This window comes from Granulicella rosea, from assembly GCF_900188085.1.
GTDB classification, from domain to species: Bacteria; Acidobacteriota; Terriglobia; order Terriglobales; family Acidobacteriaceae; genus Edaphobacter; species Edaphobacter rosea.
In genome coordinates, this window is sequence record NZ_FZOU01000002.1 from 333,735 (window position 1) to 349,147 (window position 15,413).

14 protein-coding genes and 1 tRNA gene are annotated in these 15,413 nt (G+C 57.4%); 5 read left to right on the plus strand and 10 right to left on the minus strand.

The window, feature by feature from the left end; genetic code table 11:
• The first annotated feature begins 307 nt into the window (after window positions 1-307).
• From CHB87_RS07470 to CHB87_RS07480, 3 genes are all read left to right on the plus strand, one after another.
• Window positions 308-1,573, plus strand: coding sequence for a phage portal protein (locus tag CHB87_RS07470; RefSeq protein WP_089407787.1), 1,266 nt, complete (start codon window positions 308-310; stop codon window positions 1,571-1,573).
• Window positions 1,566-2,264: an HK97 family phage prohead protease gene (locus CHB87_RS07475; protein WP_089407788.1), complete on the plus strand. Its 699-nt coding sequence runs from the start codon at window positions 1,566-1,568 to the stop codon at window positions 2,262-2,264. Before CHB87_RS07470 ends, CHB87_RS07475 begins: the two co-directional genes overlap by 8 nt.
• 85 nt (window positions 2,265-2,349) lie before the next feature.
• Window positions 2,350-3,516: a phage major capsid protein gene (locus tag CHB87_RS07480; protein ID WP_176441646.1), complete on the plus strand. Its 1,167-nt coding sequence runs from the start codon at window positions 2,350-2,352 to the stop codon at window positions 3,514-3,516.
• 71 nt (window positions 3,517-3,587) lie between these two features.
• Here CHB87_RS07480 and CHB87_RS21845 read toward each other — a convergent pair whose 3' ends face one another.
• The 3 genes from CHB87_RS21845 to CHB87_RS22455 all read right to left on the minus strand — a co-directional run bounded on the left by CHB87_RS21845 (window position 3,588) and on the right by CHB87_RS22455 (window position 5,424).
• Window positions 3,588-4,118: a hypothetical protein gene (locus tag CHB87_RS21845; RefSeq protein WP_142988260.1), complete on the minus strand. Its 531-nt coding sequence runs from the start codon at window positions 4,116-4,118 to the stop codon at window positions 3,588-3,590.
• A gap of 177 nt (window positions 4,119-4,295) precedes the next feature.
• Window positions 4,296-4,469 carry a hypothetical protein gene (locus tag CHB87_RS22200; protein WP_176441647.1) on the minus strand — a complete coding sequence of 58 codons (174 nt, stop codon included), beginning with the start codon at window positions 4,467-4,469 and terminating at the stop codon, window positions 4,296-4,298.
• 538 nt (window positions 4,470-5,007) lie between these two features.
• On the minus strand, window positions 5,008-5,424 hold the full coding sequence (locus tag CHB87_RS22455; RefSeq protein WP_217897017.1) for a hypothetical protein: 417 nt from the start codon (window positions 5,422-5,424) through the stop codon (window positions 5,008-5,010).
• 63 nt (window positions 5,425-5,487) lie between these two features.
• On the opposite strand from CHB87_RS22455, the gene CHB87_RS07485 reads away from it, so the two are divergent.
• The gene (locus CHB87_RS07485) at window positions 5,488-5,949 is read left to right on the plus strand and encodes a DUF4145 domain-containing protein (RefSeq protein ID WP_217897018.1); all 462 of its coding nucleotides are present in this window, start codon (window positions 5,488-5,490) and stop codon (window positions 5,947-5,949) included.
• 89 nt (window positions 5,950-6,038) lie between these two features.
• Here CHB87_RS07485 and CHB87_RS21850 read toward each other — a convergent pair whose 3' ends face one another.
• From CHB87_RS21850 to CHB87_RS22860, 3 genes are all read right to left on the minus strand, one after another.
• Window positions 6,039-6,314 carry a hypothetical protein gene (locus CHB87_RS21850; RefSeq protein ID WP_142988261.1) on the minus strand — a complete coding sequence of 92 codons (276 nt, stop codon included), beginning with the start codon at window positions 6,312-6,314 and terminating at the stop codon, window positions 6,039-6,041.
• 549 nt (window positions 6,315-6,863) lie between these two features.
• Entirely contained in the window at window positions 6,864-7,292 is a 429-nt protein-coding gene (locus tag CHB87_RS07495; protein WP_245817872.1) for an SOS response-associated peptidase, read from the minus strand.
• Window positions 7,219-7,401 carry an SOS response-associated peptidase family protein gene (locus CHB87_RS22860; RefSeq protein WP_425432471.1) on the minus strand — a complete coding sequence of 61 codons (183 nt, stop codon included), beginning with the start codon at window positions 7,399-7,401 and terminating at the stop codon, window positions 7,219-7,221. Before CHB87_RS22860 ends, CHB87_RS07495 begins: the two co-directional genes overlap by 74 nt.
• Window positions 7,402-7,653: 252 nt before the next feature.
• Between CHB87_RS22860 and CHB87_RS07500 the strand changes: the two genes are divergently transcribed.
• Window positions 7,654-8,241, plus strand: coding sequence for a hypothetical protein (locus CHB87_RS07500; protein WP_142988262.1), 588 nt, complete (start codon window positions 7,654-7,656; stop codon window positions 8,239-8,241).
• Between the two features lie 357 nt (window positions 8,242-8,598).
• Here the strand turns inward: CHB87_RS07500 and CHB87_RS21855 are convergent, their stop codons facing one another.
• The 4 genes from CHB87_RS21855 to CHB87_RS07515 all read right to left on the minus strand — a co-directional run bounded on the left by CHB87_RS21855 (window position 8,599) and on the right by CHB87_RS07515 (window position 15,399).
• The gene (locus CHB87_RS21855) at window positions 8,599-8,862 is read right to left on the minus strand and encodes a hypothetical protein (protein ID WP_142988263.1); all 264 of its coding nucleotides are present in this window, start codon (window positions 8,860-8,862) and stop codon (window positions 8,599-8,601) included.
• Between the two features lie 833 nt (window positions 8,863-9,695).
• Window positions 9,696-9,783, minus strand: a tRNA-Ser gene (locus tag CHB87_RS07505).
• A gap of 34 nt (window positions 9,784-9,817) precedes the next feature.
• Entirely contained in the window at window positions 9,818-13,117 is a 3,300-nt protein-coding gene (locus tag CHB87_RS07510) for a protein kinase domain-containing protein (protein ID WP_089407794.1), read from the minus strand.
• Between the two features lie 209 nt (window positions 13,118-13,326).
• Window positions 13,327-15,399, minus strand: coding sequence for a hypothetical protein (locus tag CHB87_RS07515; protein ID WP_142988264.1), 2,073 nt, complete (start codon window positions 15,397-15,399; stop codon window positions 13,327-13,329).
• Window positions 15,400-15,413: the final 14 nt, after the last annotated feature.

Consider the following 15,413-nt stretch of genomic DNA (forward strand, 5'->3'; position numbering starts at 1 on the left):
CAGCCTGACCAAGCGACGAAAGAAAGCCCCGAAGGGGGTATGGGCCTCTTCAAACAGGCGATTATTCCCCTTGCAGACCGACTGGGGAACCAAATTTTTATGTCCACAAATCAATAAAACGGTGTCAAACGTGACCATTTCCGCTTGCACAGTGTGCGTGTGTGAGTTGAGGGGCAGCCGTAGTCAGGCGCTTACCAGACTTACCAGCCGCTCTGCCTCAGTTTAGCAGCGATATCCAATCAATTCAGCAGGCTCTAGCGATCAGTGAGTTTACTTGGTGGCCCTGCCCTCCACATGAAAGAACCCTATGAATCTACGAAGTCTTTTCTCCCTTGGGCCTTCCCAGCCTGAGCAGCGGAGCACTGCCGGCCCGTTTGTTGGTCTCGGCTCCTCTACCCCGTGGCAAATCTTCAGTGGGGGCAGACAGTCTGATGCTGGTGAAGTTGTTAATTCCATCACCGCAATGCAGCAATCCAGCGTGAACTCCTGCGTTCGGCTGATTAGTGAATCGGTGGCGAGTATGAGTCCAATCCTCTATGTGAAGTCTGGAGAGGGACGGGCTGAGGCGTTCAGCAATCCTTTGCATGACATCCTCTGCCTACAGCCGAACCCCGACTGTAGCGCGTTCACCATGTGGGATTCCTTTGTTGGTTCCATCGCCCTGACCGGCAATGGCTACCTAGAGATAACTCGCAACGGTAGCGGCACGATCAACGGACTCTGGTACCTTCATCCCCTTCAGACCACGGCATACAGAGCAACAGACGGCTCTCTCTTCTATCGAACCACTGATGGTCTATCGGCTCGTGAGAGTAGAGAGCTACCAGCCAAAGACGTGATTCATGTGCCTTGGCACAGCACCAACGGCGTAACGGGCATGAGCGTCATTGAGCAGAACCGCAATGCAATCGGCGGCGCTATCGCAATGGATAAGCACGCTGGCAGGTTCTTTGCGAACAATGCTACGCCTTCCGGTGTCCTGACTACGGATAAACAGGTCAAGCCTGAAGTAAAGCTCCAGATGCGGAATGACTGGGAGGAAATGCAGTCAGGCACCAACCAGCATCGTGTTGCGGTGCTGGATCAGGATTTGAAATTTCAGCAGATCACTATCAGCAACGAGGACAGCCAGTTCCTTGAGAGTCGCAACATGAGCAGGCAGGAAATCTGTGGCCTGTTCCGTATAAACCCTTCGCAGATAGGTGACACATCCCGCGTAGCTGGCGAGACATTCGCCGCGCAGCAGTTGACCTTCCTTGTGGATTGTTTGCGTCCGTGGCTCAACAGGATCTCTCAGGAGCTTCATAGAAAGCTCTTGGTTGGTTTGCCTGGCTACACCATCGAGCACGACATCAGCGACCGCCTCCGCGTTGACTTCAAGACTCAGATGGACGGCTTTGCTGTGGCCCGTCAGTGGGGCTTTGCAACCGCCAATGAAGTACGCAAGGAACTCGGGCAGAATCCGTTTCCTGGTGAAGAGGCCAACGTCCTGCTCTCGCCCGTGAACATGATGGATGCGAAGAAATTGCTTCTGCCTCCCGCACCAGCAACACAGGTAACCCTCAATGAATAGACGTGAACAGCTTTACCTTCCCGCAAAGGAACTGCGCGTGCAGACGGGGGCAGACGGGTCTAAGACTTTGGGCGGTTATGCCCTCGTCTACAACAGCCGCTCTGTCGACCTTGGTGGCTTCACCGAGTTGATTGCACCTGGTGCAGTGACAGAAAGCCTGAAACAGAATCCTGATGTCCTTATGCTCCGCGATCACAAGCAAGAGTTACTGATGGGCAGGACTAAGGCAGGCACGCTGACGCTCATAGATGACCCTGTGGGGCTTCGGTTCAGTTGTAAGCTACCTGACACTCAACAGGCTATCGACCTTGCCACCTCGGTCACCAGAGGCGATCTAGACGGCGTTTCCTTCGGCTTCCAGACCATTGAAGACAGTTGGACTTCTGACGGTGAAGGCAATGTCATTCGGACCCTGCTCAAGATCAACTTGTTTGAGATCAGCCCAACATCGTTTGCGGCGTACCCGGCAGCCAATGTCTCGGTTCGCTCCTGCCCGCCCGAACTCCGCAGTCTGCTTCGTTCCAAGCGGGACGATCAAGACGAGGATGAATGCGACTGTGAAAAGAACCCTGACGGAACACATGTGGACCCTGATTGCACATGTGACGACGAGGATGAGCAGGACCGCTCCACGCTCTTGAACTGGTCTGAACGAACGCTGTTGCGCATTGAAGTAGCCCGCCGCAAGTAGTACCCAACCCCACCTTCCGCACTTGAAGAACACACCTCCCGCAATGGGGGGATGGCGGCCCCGTGCCCCAAAGAAAAGAGAACCAATGACTTTTGCAGAACTCTCCGAACGTCGCAATAAGCTGATGAACGATGCAACCACCCTGGCCCGCACGAAGGACATCACCATCGAGCAGAGACAGCAGGTTAAGCGGATGCTTGCCGACGTTGACGACCTTGAGGAACAGCGCAGCGTTGCACAGCGCATCGAGGCATTTGAAGCTGAACAGCGTGCGTTCACTCGCCCGCCCCGTGGCAATCTTTCGGAGACTGTTGTAGACGCGGAAGCGCAGAAGCGTGCACTCCGTAACTTCATCTGTGGTGAAAAGCGTGACCTTGGCGTTGGTGCTGTCGCTGGCAACATCACTGGTGGCAGCCAGCTTGTAGCCCCTGCGTTCTATCCGCTCTTGACGGCCGCACAGCAGGCTTATGGCGGCCTGGTGAACATCGTCAATCAGCGCACGACGGACACTGGCGCGAGTATGAAGGTTGGGTTCGTCAATGACGTGACCGACGGCCTTCAGAGTTGGGCAGAGGATTCGGCTGCGTCGACCGTTGATCCTACCCTGTCGACCGAGACCAGCAATACCGAGATGTACAACACGGGTGTCATCCTGGTGACGTTGGAAGAGCTTCAGGATAGCTTCTTCGATCTTGACGCATTCATCCGTGATGCCTTCGGCCAGCGTCTCTATCGTGGCCTTGCCAAGTACATCTCGCAGGGCAGCACGTCTGGAAACTACATCAGCTATCTGACCGGCGCAACGTCTGGTGCAACTTCGGCAAATCCCACCGCTATTGGATACGTGGATATCGCTGCCCTGTATGCTTCGCTCGATCCCGCATACGTCAGCAATGCAACGTGGGTGATGAACTCGGCAACCCGTGGCGCACTCATTGGAGTGACTGACACGCTTGGCCGTCCGCTGTTCATCCCGTCGCCGAACGCGGGTGCATTCGATACACTGCTTGGCCGTCCTGTGGTTCTGGACCAGTTCGCCCCGAACATCGGTGCGGGCAATAAGGCACTCGCATTCGGTGACTTCAAGGCAGGCTATACGCTCCGCAGCGTTGGTCAATTTGAGATTGCGAAAGATCCTTACACTTACCTGATTAGCAAGGGTGCCGTTGCCTTCATCGGTTATGGCCGTGGTGGTTCGTTCGTTACGGATGCTGGCACCCACCCCATCAAGGTACTGACGCAGCACGCATAAGCAACAGCAACAAAGAACCCCACACTCAAATCAACGAGTGTGGGGCTTTTCGTCGTTTACGGGTAATCTACTTAGAAATAGACGCAGAGACCAGAATTTGGCCCAGCGGGTAAACCCAGCGCAGTATCTAACCCAATATTGTTGCGTAGATCAGCTAAGAGTGATGCTGCGTTAACCGTTGTGCCGATCTTCGGTTCAGAATCCGGTCGCGGATTTTCTACAGCTTTAGCTCTGTAAACCGTAACGTCTGCATGACCTAATTCTATTGCTCTCAAGCACACTCCCCGAATGTAGTATCGGTTAAACTCACCTTCCGCTAACATTTCATGAGCATTAGACCGCATTATGGGAGGTTTGGAGAGTGCTCCAGACTTGAGTTGACGTGGTTTTTCATGAGAGTTGAGGCGCGGCAAAATCTGCGCGGCCAGCGTGCTGTCTGTACCATTGGCGGCAGCGCCTTTGAGAAGATCCGGATAGTCCACCTGCCCCTGAGGGCTCAAGTTTCCGCTCTTATAGAGTGTGTTTTTGGCTAGATCGCCGTCAATTTCGGTAGTCATCAACTGCCGAACCTCAGGAACAAGGTTCTTGTAATCGAGCGCCATGAGAATCCTCAAGTTATGGTCAAGTTTGATCCAAGTTGGAGATAGACCGATATCGCGGGCAAGTCTATAAAAAAGAATACCTAAGCAGCACTCTCATTGAGAGAGTCGAGAGCGGCGCACAGAGAGCCAAGTTGCGATTCCTGGCAGTCTATCCTGCTACTGCGTAAAGGACATGCCCTAGAGGGCACCACCCGGTCTCTTCTTCGCTTCTTCAACTTCTTTCGTCTTGTCTGAACTCTCATCCGCCTGACCGTTGAAGTCCCTTGGACCGATATACTCCGCTTTTTGCTTTTCTATTTCTTCAGTACGTTGTGTAGATTCGAATAGCTGGTCAGTTGTACGCGACTTCATGTCAATCTCCTGGGAGAACTTGAGGTGTGACTGTTGCTTTTTCTATGCCTTTCTCTCGCAAAATACAACTAGCATTCCATTCAACACCTTTCGAGACAACTCGCAAACCGAGCCGTAGGCCCACAAAGGTTGCGGGATCAGGAACCCGCAGGATCAAAGACTCATCTATCTGTTCCCCGGGCTCGATCCAAGCATGATCTTTGAAGATTTCTGCGCCTGGGATAGACTCACGCCCTGACCGCCTGAGGCAGGCTGCGCTAAGGTATGTTCCCTTCTGCTTGATGATGTATTTGGACTGACCAAGGTTCTTGAGACGACATAGAAGCCTCTAGCTGATTGCCTTTTGCCACCAATGCAGCGATGTCCTTGGTGTATCTCTCAATAGAAGAACTCATCTGGACCTCATGCGCGAATTCTAGCAGCCCGTGTGAGGAATTCGAGTGCTAATAGTCAAAGAACGGCATGGCCTACCCCAGTGTCACGACCGCTACGCTTTTCCCGTTGAAAGATTCCTCTTCCGTTCCCGACACATACGGTGCTATCCTCCCCGTGATTCTTCAGCGAGGGCTGACACGATGGCGACAAAAAAGGCGGCAAAGAAGCATGTCGTAAAGTTCACCGATACGACGACGGTGAAGAAGAAAGTAGAAGTAAAGTTCCCAACCAAGGACGGCACAGTCGACTTCATCGCAAAAAAGCCAGTCAAGGTTAAAGAGAAAGTTAAGTTCTTGGCCAAAGAAAGGTAGACGTAGGCAGCAAAAGAGCCCCACCTGTCCAAAACATCGGAACAGGTCGGGCTCTTTTTGCGTTTGAGCGGTGATACCTTATCAAGATGCACACCGACTATGTAGCCCCACAACTTAGGGGTGATGCTTTCAATTGTCCCGCCTGCTATGCCTACGCGCAGCAGCTTTGGCTTAACTATGGCCAGCAGCTTCCGCCATACCACAGCCATACAGAGTGGTCGGGGGATCTGATGGGAGCCTTTTGTACGCACTGCAAGAAAGTGTCTCTCTGGTTGAATCAGAAGATGATCTACCCAGCCACTTTGACGGCTCCCGCAGCCCATGCGGATACGCCAACGGACATCGCGAAAGATTTTGACGAGGCAAGAAGCGTCCTAGCCTCATCTCCGCGATCTGCCGCAGCCTTATTACGCCTATGTGTTCAAAAGCTGTGCATCGTGTTGGGGGAGCCTGGCCAAAACATCAACGCGGACATAGGCAGTTTGGTCGCGAAAGGTCTCTCCCCTCACATTCAACAGGCCCTCGATATCGTTCGAGTGGTTGGGAATGAACAGGTTCATCCTGGCACCTTAGATGTCCGAGACAATCCAGAGATCGCGCTGAGACTCTTCGCACTGGTCAACTTTATTGTTGACGACCAGATCAGCAAGCCCAAAGCTATCGCAGAACTGTACGCTCAGTTGCCACCTTCAAAGTTGAACGGTATAGCAAACCGAGACAAGACAAAGCCCTGAGTTTCTGTTGATATCAAAATCGTGAAGCCCGACACCAAAGTCTACTTGAGGGGTGTCGGGCTCTTTTGCGACTGAACCTGCCATTTGAGCTACTCAATCCAGCCAAGTTCTCTCGCACATTCATCGGACAGCGGGATCTCTCGTCCCCGAAGATCACAGATGCCATCCTCATCCGCCATCTTTATCACCTCGTTCACGAGGATGTCTTTGGAGAGGCACTTTGACAGAACTTGCCGCAGAACGTCTGCCTCGGTGAAGTTTGTTTCCCGAACGCGTGCTCCACCTCCCCCGTTTGGAAAAATATGTAGAGTGAAATGCTTGACTGGGTCTGGCGGTGATGTGATCCAAATGCTGTATGTCTTCATGATTGCTCCTCTTTTATGGGTGTCATCTGAGTCTAGGTGCTTTCCACGCGACTAGGCTGCTCTCTGTGCCCTGGTGATGTAAGCGGCAGATGGAAGCTGCCCCAGATCCCGCATATAGACCTCGTACGTGTCCAAGCTGCTATTCAGGTCGCACAGACGCAGGCGCTCGACTTCGGATAGTCCACAAGGCTGTGAGGCACGGAGGGAGAGCAGGACAGACCGCTCATCGTTCCATTTCTGGAGCGTGTGAGCAATGGTCCATGCCTGGTCGGCTAAGGGCTGGTAGGGGTTTGGGGTGTTTGAACCAAGCGGAGATGCTGCAATCAAAACGTTCATAGGTGGTGCCTCATCCGGTCCATGTTTTCTGACCTGAGGCAACACTACATCACATTCCGGTTGGAAACCGAAAAATATTATTAATTTAGATGTGGTACCATGCCCTAAAATATCGTGACGATACACATAAGGAACTTTCTGATGATGCGCTTACAGAGCCGGCATGTCAATGTTTTTAATGCTGCATCAGAGGTTTTTCTTACTGCTTGCTTTTCACGCGCTGTTGAGCATGTTTGGCCCGTTGTTCCTGACGTTCCCAACCAGCGGATTCGCAGCCGTCATCTCCATGTCCTCAGCCTCATACGGCCGCAGGAGATCTAAGGGCAGTTGCTCCGTCACCTCGCGGGACAACCAGCGGTCGTAATCCCGGCTGTGGAGAATGACCGGCATTCGGGTATGAACCCGCTGCATGAGCTCGTTAGCCTCTGTGGTCACGATGCTAAAGGACTGAAGCCAGTGCCCCTGGCCGTCCTTCCATGCGTCCCAGAGCCCCGCAAACGCGAATAGCGGGCTGCCCCTGACCGTGAACGCATACGGCTGTTTCGTCTTGGCGTCGATCTTTTTCCACTCATAGAACGCTGAGGCAGGAATGAGGCAGGAATGAGGCAGGAATGAGGCAGCGGCGCTTCTTGAACGGTTCACGCCATTTAGGGCTGGTGCGGACGTTCTCGGCCTTGGCATTGATAGTCGAGATGCCCTTGATATCGGATAGCTGCTTTGTGAATATATTCGCCTTTGTTTCGCCTATGATCTGCTGATGCGTGAACTCTCACCTTGTCCAAGTGCTCACTATCATTCTTCAGCGGCTAGAGAAGAGGGCAGAGATCCTGGAAGGAGTTCGATTGCCAGCGTTCGACATGGCAATCCTGGACCTCAGGATGTTTGCAGTGATGGTGCGGAAGGCAAGAGACTACCTGCAATCGAAGCAGATATCAGGGCGAGGGTGATTCTGCCTGATTAGTTGTATACCTTCGCATCGGTCGGGATGCTAGAATCGCAATCTATGAAAAACAATCTGTCCCGTTTGTTCGTTGTAGTCCTTTGTGCGCCGTTAACCGTTCTCGCACAAAACGCTCCACCAGCGTGTCCGGTGGCAACGGGGGCATATTTCCTGAAGGGTGCAGATTGGATTTCGATGGACCCCAGCCACTCGATAGGATTCAAGACAACGAACGTGGCTGGAGCAGCGTTCAGCTACGGGGCTGCGAAGGCGCGTATCAAAGCTCAGTTCCGCGACGCCAAATCCCCCTATCAACTAAGAGACAGTTCGTTGGCCATGTGCCTGGTGGGACTCTTGGATAGTGGGCGAGATCTCACGCTTGCTCGCTTTCAGGAAGAAAAGGACAGAAGAGAACTGCCGATGGCCAGCATGCGCTTGTGGACTGGCATCAATTCTCAGATGGATCCCAAGGTTGTGATTCCCATTCAGGTAGATAAAAAAGGAGACAAGGTTTATCTGCTGACGAGCAAAGAGCCGTTGCCTCTTGGAGAATATATCTTGTTCACGATCATTCCAGACGTAGCAGCGATGGTAAAAGCGAACCAAGGGACATCACTTGGTGGTTACGACTTCGGAAACCACGCTAAGTAGCAGCATCCTACGTGTGAACTTCGCCTCCAAATGCCGTAAATTGGCTTCTGAGCACGAAAGAGCCACACCGTAGTGTGGCCTGGTCATTTGCAGTGGGCTGGGCTTGATACCAGCTTGCGGAGCTTCCCCAACAATTTTCGGAATTGATCCCCCGCGTATCGAAGGGCTGTTCTTCGCGGGGTCGTTGGTTGTGACCTCTAAACCCTTGTCCGGTAATCCGGTAGGCGTCCCTTACCGCTCTGCTCTCGCTGTCACTCTAACCTTTCGGCCACCTGTATGGTTGCGTGTCCTTCCACGCCGCCACTGCCCTACCAGCCTACCGGGTAACAGTTCAGATTAGCAACCGTCACGACGCGGTCAATCTGGATTATCCGGGAACATCGGATATTGGTCTATAGTCTCGAAAGCAACTTCCTCTCCCTTATGCGCCTTGCGCCAGTTCTTTTTCCAGAACCCTTCAAGGGCGATAGTGTTTTCAAAGCCCTGCCGGAGTCCCACGCCGTGATTCGTTCCGCCACAGATGCACGTGCACTGATCTGAGCGGATTGTCCGTGCGTTGTAGCAGTTGGCGTCACACCGGACGATCTTATCGTTGTGACGTGCGGTGATGAGTGCGGCCATGCCCTAAAGCATACTGCGTCGTCAATCTGTGGAATGCGAGGTACAAATTAGCCGACACGAATTGTGAAGCCGGGCTATTTCGCGGCTAGGCATAATCTGGGTATCTTGTAGACGAAATAGACTTGACACGACCTATAAGGCCACCTAACCTGTCAACAGGTGGCTGCCATGAGAAGACATCATGCCCGACGTGTTGCCCACCATACGGAAGGCGAAATATAGTGCGAGGGGACCCGGTAGCCCTAGTCAGGAACGGGTCCACCCGTGGGAACAACTTACGCTGTTCAACCATGAGGCTTCCGTTCACGCGGAGGCCTCAATCTTTTGCAATCGGTCCGTGCAATCAATTGCACGTATGAACTTTTGAAAGTTCTCCGTTGCAACTACAAATTTATGTGACTACACATTTAGAGTCAAGTTCAAAGCGTGTTTTTGACGCACATTTTGTAGCGCGTCACAAAATGACTCTCTAAAGATGCGTTCTAAAAAGACTTCATCAAACCAAGCGTCGTATTTAGGACGAACATTAGTGATCCTCTATAACGAAGTTGAAACGAGCAACAACATAATCTGAGCGCGTTTCTAAACAGTGCGTGAGATGAGCACTGTTTAGAACGGCTGAATTTAGTACAACGAATCTGGATCACGTGTAGACCCGACGCAGATATGTACTTGTCGTAATTGACTGGATGGTGCTGTAGTCATACATTTTCTCCGTAGTCATACAAACGGGAGGCAGTATGGGGAATCAAGGAGACAGAGGCGACTTTGGCCGACTTCCCTGCCCTTTGTTTTCTTATGTTTAGAAGTATTTACCGCAAGACACAGGTCTATGGCGGAGAGACAGGGATTCGAACCCTGGATACCTTGCGGTATACACGCTTTCCAAGCGTGCGCCTTCAGCCACTCGGCCATCTCTCCGCGATGTGACGCGACCTTTTCAAGGTAACACAGATCAGCGTGTGCGAGACTCCGCTTCCGACAACAGAGGCTGTCCGGGGTCGGCGTTCTTCCACAGTTCGAGGAAGCTCTTATAGGCGCTGGCGCTGTTGCCGTGGTCGCCGGTGTCGGCAAAGGCGCGCGCCACGCCGATCTCGGCCATGGGGTAGACGTCGCTGCCCACCGTGAAGGTGATGCCGCGATGAGACAGCAGCGTCTGGAAATCGACGATGCCGATCTGCACCTGACGCAACGCGACGTGCGCCCTGCCCCGCAGGTACGGCGTCAGCGAGATCAGGTCGTACTGCCGGGCGGACTTCAGCGCTTCGAGCGCGGCCTCCGGGTCGTTCGCTCCCAGCGCCAGCGCCGCCTTCAGGTCCGGAATGTAGTAGCCGTTGACGCTGGTGCTCTGCGGATACCCGGACGCAAGCGCGTCGATCGCCGCATTGGCGGTCGAGGTGTCGCCGCAGAGGGCCGACGCCATCCCAATGTTGAACGTGGCGATCGGTCCCCTGGGTTGCGCGCCAGCCTCGCGCGCCATGCTCAGCGCCTCGCCACAACTGCCGATCAGGGCCCGGTTCAGCGCGCCCTGGCTCAGCAGGGTCGAGCTGGACGAAGCAAGGCCCGGAACCTCCAGCGCGGTTGCCGCCCGGTCGCGCCAGAACGCCGTGCCTGCCTCGATGCGGCCAGAGTTGTCAAGGTACAGGCCGTGGTTCCACGCCAGCGTGAAGTGCTTCGTCTTGGTCTGCGACTCGGCTACGGCCGCGTCGATAAGGTCTTGCCGGCCAGCGAGGTATGCCGCGATGAGGCTGACGCCGTCGCGCGGTCCGCCCAGCCGCTGCACCTGCATATCCAACTGCAGCGCGGCGTCGTAACGATCCAGGCCAATCAGCGCGATCTCGGCCTGCGTATACGCGTCGCCGCTGAGCGGATCGGCGGCATAAGCCTGCTGCGCCGCCTGCAGCGCCTCGCTCAGGTGCCCCTGCAGCCGCAGCGCGCGGGCCAGGTCGGAGAGCACCTCCGCGTCATGCGGATAGGTCGTCAACATCTGCCGGATGATCGCGGTCGCGCGCAGATAGTCGCCGCTGGCGTTCATCTCGTAGGTGTACTGCGCGATCAGGCGGGTGCGCTCGCTGGCGGCGTTCGCCCCGTCGAGCGCTGCTCTGGCAGCCTCCGCCGCCGCGACCTCGGCCCGCTGTTGCCGGTAGATCAGGGTCAGCCGCAGGTTGGCCCGCACAAACTTTGGATCCAGCGTAGCTGCCTGCTTGTAGGCTGCGAGCGCCTCGACGGGCTGGCCCATCCGCGCGGCGGCCTCGCCCAGCGTGTACGCGTGCAGCGCTTCCATGCTCGCCGTCGCCTCGCGCGAGAGCGGCACATGGGTGCGGGCGATCGAATCGCTGTCCTCGCCCGCATCCGAGCGCAGCGTGTCCGAGATGCGGTCGATGGTGGTAGCGATCTGCTCCTGACTGGGAACGTGCTCTTCCACCGTTGCCATCGTCTCGTTCGAGACCGTGTCCTGCATCTCCACGTGGATTGTGTAGGGCGCGCCCGAACCCGTGATCGTGCCGTAAATGTAGGCCTTCGCGCCGAGCCGCTCGGCGACCTTGTGCGCCATCACCGGGTTCACCTCGCCCGGCAGACCGCTGCCATCGCCGCCAAGCTGCTGCAAGGTCGAGCGATAGTCGTCGCGCGTCAACAGCGCAAGATACGGCGACTGGCGCAGCGCCATCTGCAGCCCCTCGGAGACGGAACCGTCCAGGGCCTTGTCGCCCGTGCGGTTCTCGATCGAGGTCAGAATCAGCGTGTCCTTCTCGGTCAGCATCATCGGACGGAAGCGTCCGCCATGCACCGCGAAGACGATGCCCGTAACCAGCGCGCCGGCGCCGACGATGCCTGCGACGGCCCATACCCACGGAGGGGTGCGCTTCACCCGCCTGGGCTCAAGATAACCCGAATCGTCGTAATGTGTGCGCGTCGTCTCGGAGTCCGACTCGCGTGCCGCGGCCGGCCAGCGTCCGGTCGGGTCCAGATCGGTGGGGACAAGCGCGGGCGGCTCCTGCTCCCAGGACGTCGCCTGACCGGAGATCTCGCCCGATTCGACCGCCGCCGCTGTCTCGGGCGGCGCGCTTTGCGCCTGGAAGGCGGCAGGCGACACGGGCCCGGTGGGGATTCCTGGGATCGCCGGCAATGCACCGCTCTGGTTCAACGGCGCCGGAGAGCCGGAGCCACGCGGCACACGCGCCACCGGCCGTAGAAACGCCTCTTCGCCAGAGCGCGGACGCGCTGCGGGAGGCTCCGGCCGGGATGGAATGCGGGGCGGCGAGTCCGGATAGATCTTCTCGTCGAAATTTTCGGTCGGCGCCTCGGAGAGCCGCTGACGCTGTCTGCGTTCGCGCGCGATCGGGTCCGGCGCCTTGACCAGAGGGATCGTCGCACGCCGCAGCCAACCGCCGCCGGTTCCCTTTTCGGAGAACTTTCTCAGCGCCTCTTCGAGCTCGGTGGCGGTCTGGTAGCGCTGCGTGCGCTCCTTGGCCAGCAGCTTGAAGATGATTTTTTCGAGCTCGCGCGGCACGCTGTCGTTCCAGTCGCGCACCGGTTCCGGCGGATGATTCAGCAGCTTGACGAAGACGAGCGCGCTGGTCGTACCTTTGAACGGCACCTGCCGCGTCGCCATCTCGTACATCACCACGCCCAGAGAGAAGAGGTCCGAACGCGAGTCGAGCACCTCTCCCCTGGCCTGCTCGGGCGACATGTACGCCAGCGTGCCGACGGTTGCGCCGGCGGTCGTCAGGTCCAGACTGCGTCCGCCGCGTCCGCTTCGCGCGTTCGATTCGATCTTGGCAAGGCCGAAGTCCAGCACCTTTGCCTGACTCTTGCCGTTCGGCTTGTTGACGAGAAAGATGTTCGCCGGCTTCACGTCGCGGTGGACGATTCCCTTCGCATGCGCCGCGGCCAGCGCCTCGGCGACCTCCCTGGCGTAACAGACGATCTCGTCGACCGGAATGATCTTGTGCATGATCCGGTCTTTGAGCGTCTCGCCTTCGAGCAGTTCCATGACGAGGTAGGGGTCGCCGTCGCGATCGCCGATGTCGAAGATCGTACAGATATTGGGGTGATTCAGAGCCGAAGCGGCCCGCGCCTCCCGAAGGAAGCGTTCGCGCATGCCGGACATCGAGAACTCATCGTGCAGCAGCTTGATCGCCACCTCACGATGCAGACGCGCGTCCCACGCACGAAAGACGAGTCCCATGCCACCGCCACCCAGGCGGCCCAGGATCTCGTATGGCCCGAACCTCTGCCCTGGCTCAGGAATCATTCTTCGTTCTTCTCCCGCATCCCGGCTTGACGCATAGATGTTGTATCGAAACCTACTCTAAGTAATGGCCGTAAGGGGAATCATACTCCGGCGACGTACCGCATCAATCAAGTTCCGACTCTGAGTGTATGTCATTATCACGCATCGGACAGCCGCTTGGTTTGCCCAAAGATTGATTCAACTCTAACAGCCTTCAGGGCGTCTGTTTCTCAACGTCCACAGCTTACGATATGCACCGCGTCCGTTGCGACGACGGGCGGCAGCGTCCACGCCCAACTGCCGGGGCGAGTCCAAACCGCATCCCAGCGAGTGGCAACGAGGTAGTCCGCGTTCATCGAACGGCATAGGTTCTGGGCCTCGGGACCCGGTAATTTCACCGCATCATATATAGATGCAAGGTTTTTCCGTATTCCGGCACAGGGCACGGCGCTTCCGCCAAAGGCTGTATTGCACTCGGGGATCGCATTCAACGCCTGGCGCCCGAGGTTCAGAGTGACGACGAGGTTGTAAAAGTCCAGCGTCTCGGGCCGGTATGCGATCACCGCATCGCGCGGGACACGCTGCCCCATCTCGTTGAACGCCGTGTGGAAGGCGGCGTTTCGCTCCGCGAGATCCACGTAGCCCGCGCGTTGGCGCGACTCTTCAAATGGTAGAAATCCGCGCAGCCAGACCGCCTGCACGACGGTTCCGAGGACTCCGAAGCCCGCGAGAGCCAGCATCGCCAGCCGGGCGTCGCCCTTCCAACCGCCGAACATGCGCGCCGCCAACAGCAGCAGAAGGAACTGCGCGACCAGCGTGACGCGCATGGCGAAGTCGTTATTCGCGATCACGGTCGAACGCACCAGCCCGGTCAGGATAAGACACGCAATCGCCAGTGCGAGGCCCGTTCGATTCGCCTCGCCCAGAATCCGCCAGCGTCGAAGACCCAGCACCAGAACGACGCCGAAAAATCCCAGCTCCAGAACGTATCCGGGGGCCAGCAGGACTATGCCTGCAAGTTGTTCTTCCCCATAGGGATGCGTCTCGCGCAGAGACCGGAATCCAGGGACGGACGAAAGTATGCCGGACGAAAGGATCCGGCGCGGGCCGAATCCCAGCAGATGCGTCGCGGGCGCGGGCGAGCCAGCGGTCGTTGCAACGGCTGCCTGATCCGCTCCGCGCAGCTCCCGCAGATACGGCAGCAGCAGGACGGCGGCGACGGCTCCCGCCGCAAGCAACAGACTGGCGCGTCTGCGCGAACCCGTGGCCAGCAGCCACGCCAACCAGCCGCACATCAGAATGGCGAAGCCGAGCGCCACCCAGGTCGAAAGCCCGAAGGCCCCGGCGAACCCCGCTCCAGCGACGACGGCGACCAGCCACCGCCTGCGTTCGCCCTCCACCCATATCAGCAGAAAGCCCGTCAGGCATGCGATCACGGCGGCCATGTGGTGCGGCGCCCAGAGCAGCGCGTCCATCCACGAGGTCACCTGATCCTGCGCCCACCACTCCGGATCGGCGAGCGACTTGCCCGCCGCGACGCTGCCCAGCACCGGCAGCAGGTCGAAGCCCGTGACTGTCAGGAGCGCCAGCCCGGTCAGGACGCGCTGCCGCACGCGCGCCGGAGGTACGTCGTCGAAGTAGCGGGTAAAGAGTGCGATGAGACTCGCCAGCCCGTATCCGGACCAGACGCAACTCGCGATCAAGGCCGAACGAGCCGAGACCCCGGCCAGCTTTACCACGACCGCGCAAAGCACATACCAGAAATAGTAGTAGCGCATGGTCGAGGCGTGACCTGGCCAGTAGAGCGGGTTGACCGGAGGCACGCCCGTCCGCGCGACCGCATCGACGAAGGCTGTCCGCAGCGCGTGGTCGTAGACCGCCGAGCTCATGTAAAGCCGCGCGCCGACGGGCAGGTCGATCAGTTCGAAGATGGCGAAGAGCGTCCAACCGGCCAGCATCGCCAAGGCCCACCGGCCGCTGCGTCCAAGGCCCGTTTCGCCGCCCCCGCCGCGAGCCTCCCGCACCACGGTCCCGCCAAAGGCAAGCCCGAAGGCGCCGGCGAGCCAGCACAGCACTTCGACAGAAAGCAGCTTGCCCACCAGCACTGCCGCAATCGTCACGACACAGAGCGAGAGCGGCACGCTCCAGACCACGCGCTCCGCAGTCGACCTGGCGCGGAATTCGAAGAAGTCGAAGGCCCAGGCGAAGACATATCCGGGACAGAACAGCACCAGCGAGAACGTCGCAACCGCCAGGAGACAGCCGCCCACCTCCGGCGCCATCTGCGAAGTAGAGAGAGTCAAGGCGTTCAAAGGCT

Bases quoted from the DNA above. Each gene is read 5' to 3' on its own strand.
- CHB87_RS22455 (WP_217897017.1), bottom strand. From the start codon at position 5,424: ATGGCTGTGGTATGGCGGAAGCTGCTGGCCATAGTTAAGCCAAAGCTG.
- CHB87_RS07500 (WP_142988262.1), top strand. From the start codon at position 7,654: ATGAAAAACAATCTGTCCCGTTTGTTCGTTGTAGTCCTTTGTGCGCCG.
- CHB87_RS21845 (WP_142988260.1), bottom strand. From the start codon at position 4,118: ATGGCGCTCGATTACAAGAACCTTGTTCCTGAGGTTCGGCAGTTGATG.
- CHB87_RS07480 (WP_176441646.1), top strand. From the start codon at position 2,350: ATGACTTTTGCAGAACTCTCCGAACGTCGCAATAAGCTGATGAACGAT.
- CHB87_RS21855 (WP_142988263.1), bottom strand. From the start codon at position 8,862: ATGGCCGCACTCATCACCGCACGTCACAACGATAAGATCGTCCGGTGT.
- CHB87_RS07510 (WP_089407794.1), bottom strand. From the start codon at position 13,117: ATGATTCCTGAGCCAGGGCAGAGGTTCGGGCCATACGAGATCCTGGGC.
- CHB87_RS07475 (WP_089407788.1), top strand. From the start codon at position 1,566: ATGAATAGACGTGAACAGCTTTACCTTCCCGCAAAGGAACTGCGCGTG.
- CHB87_RS22200 (WP_176441647.1), bottom strand. From the start codon at position 4,469: ATGAAGTCGCGTACAACTGACCAGCTATTCGAATCTACACAACGTACT.
- CHB87_RS07470 (WP_089407787.1), top strand. From the start codon at position 308: ATGAATCTACGAAGTCTTTTCTCCCTTGGGCCTTCCCAGCCTGAGCAG.
- CHB87_RS21850 (WP_142988261.1), bottom strand. From the start codon at position 6,314: ATGAAGACATACAGCATTTGGATCACATCACCGCCAGACCCAGTCAAG.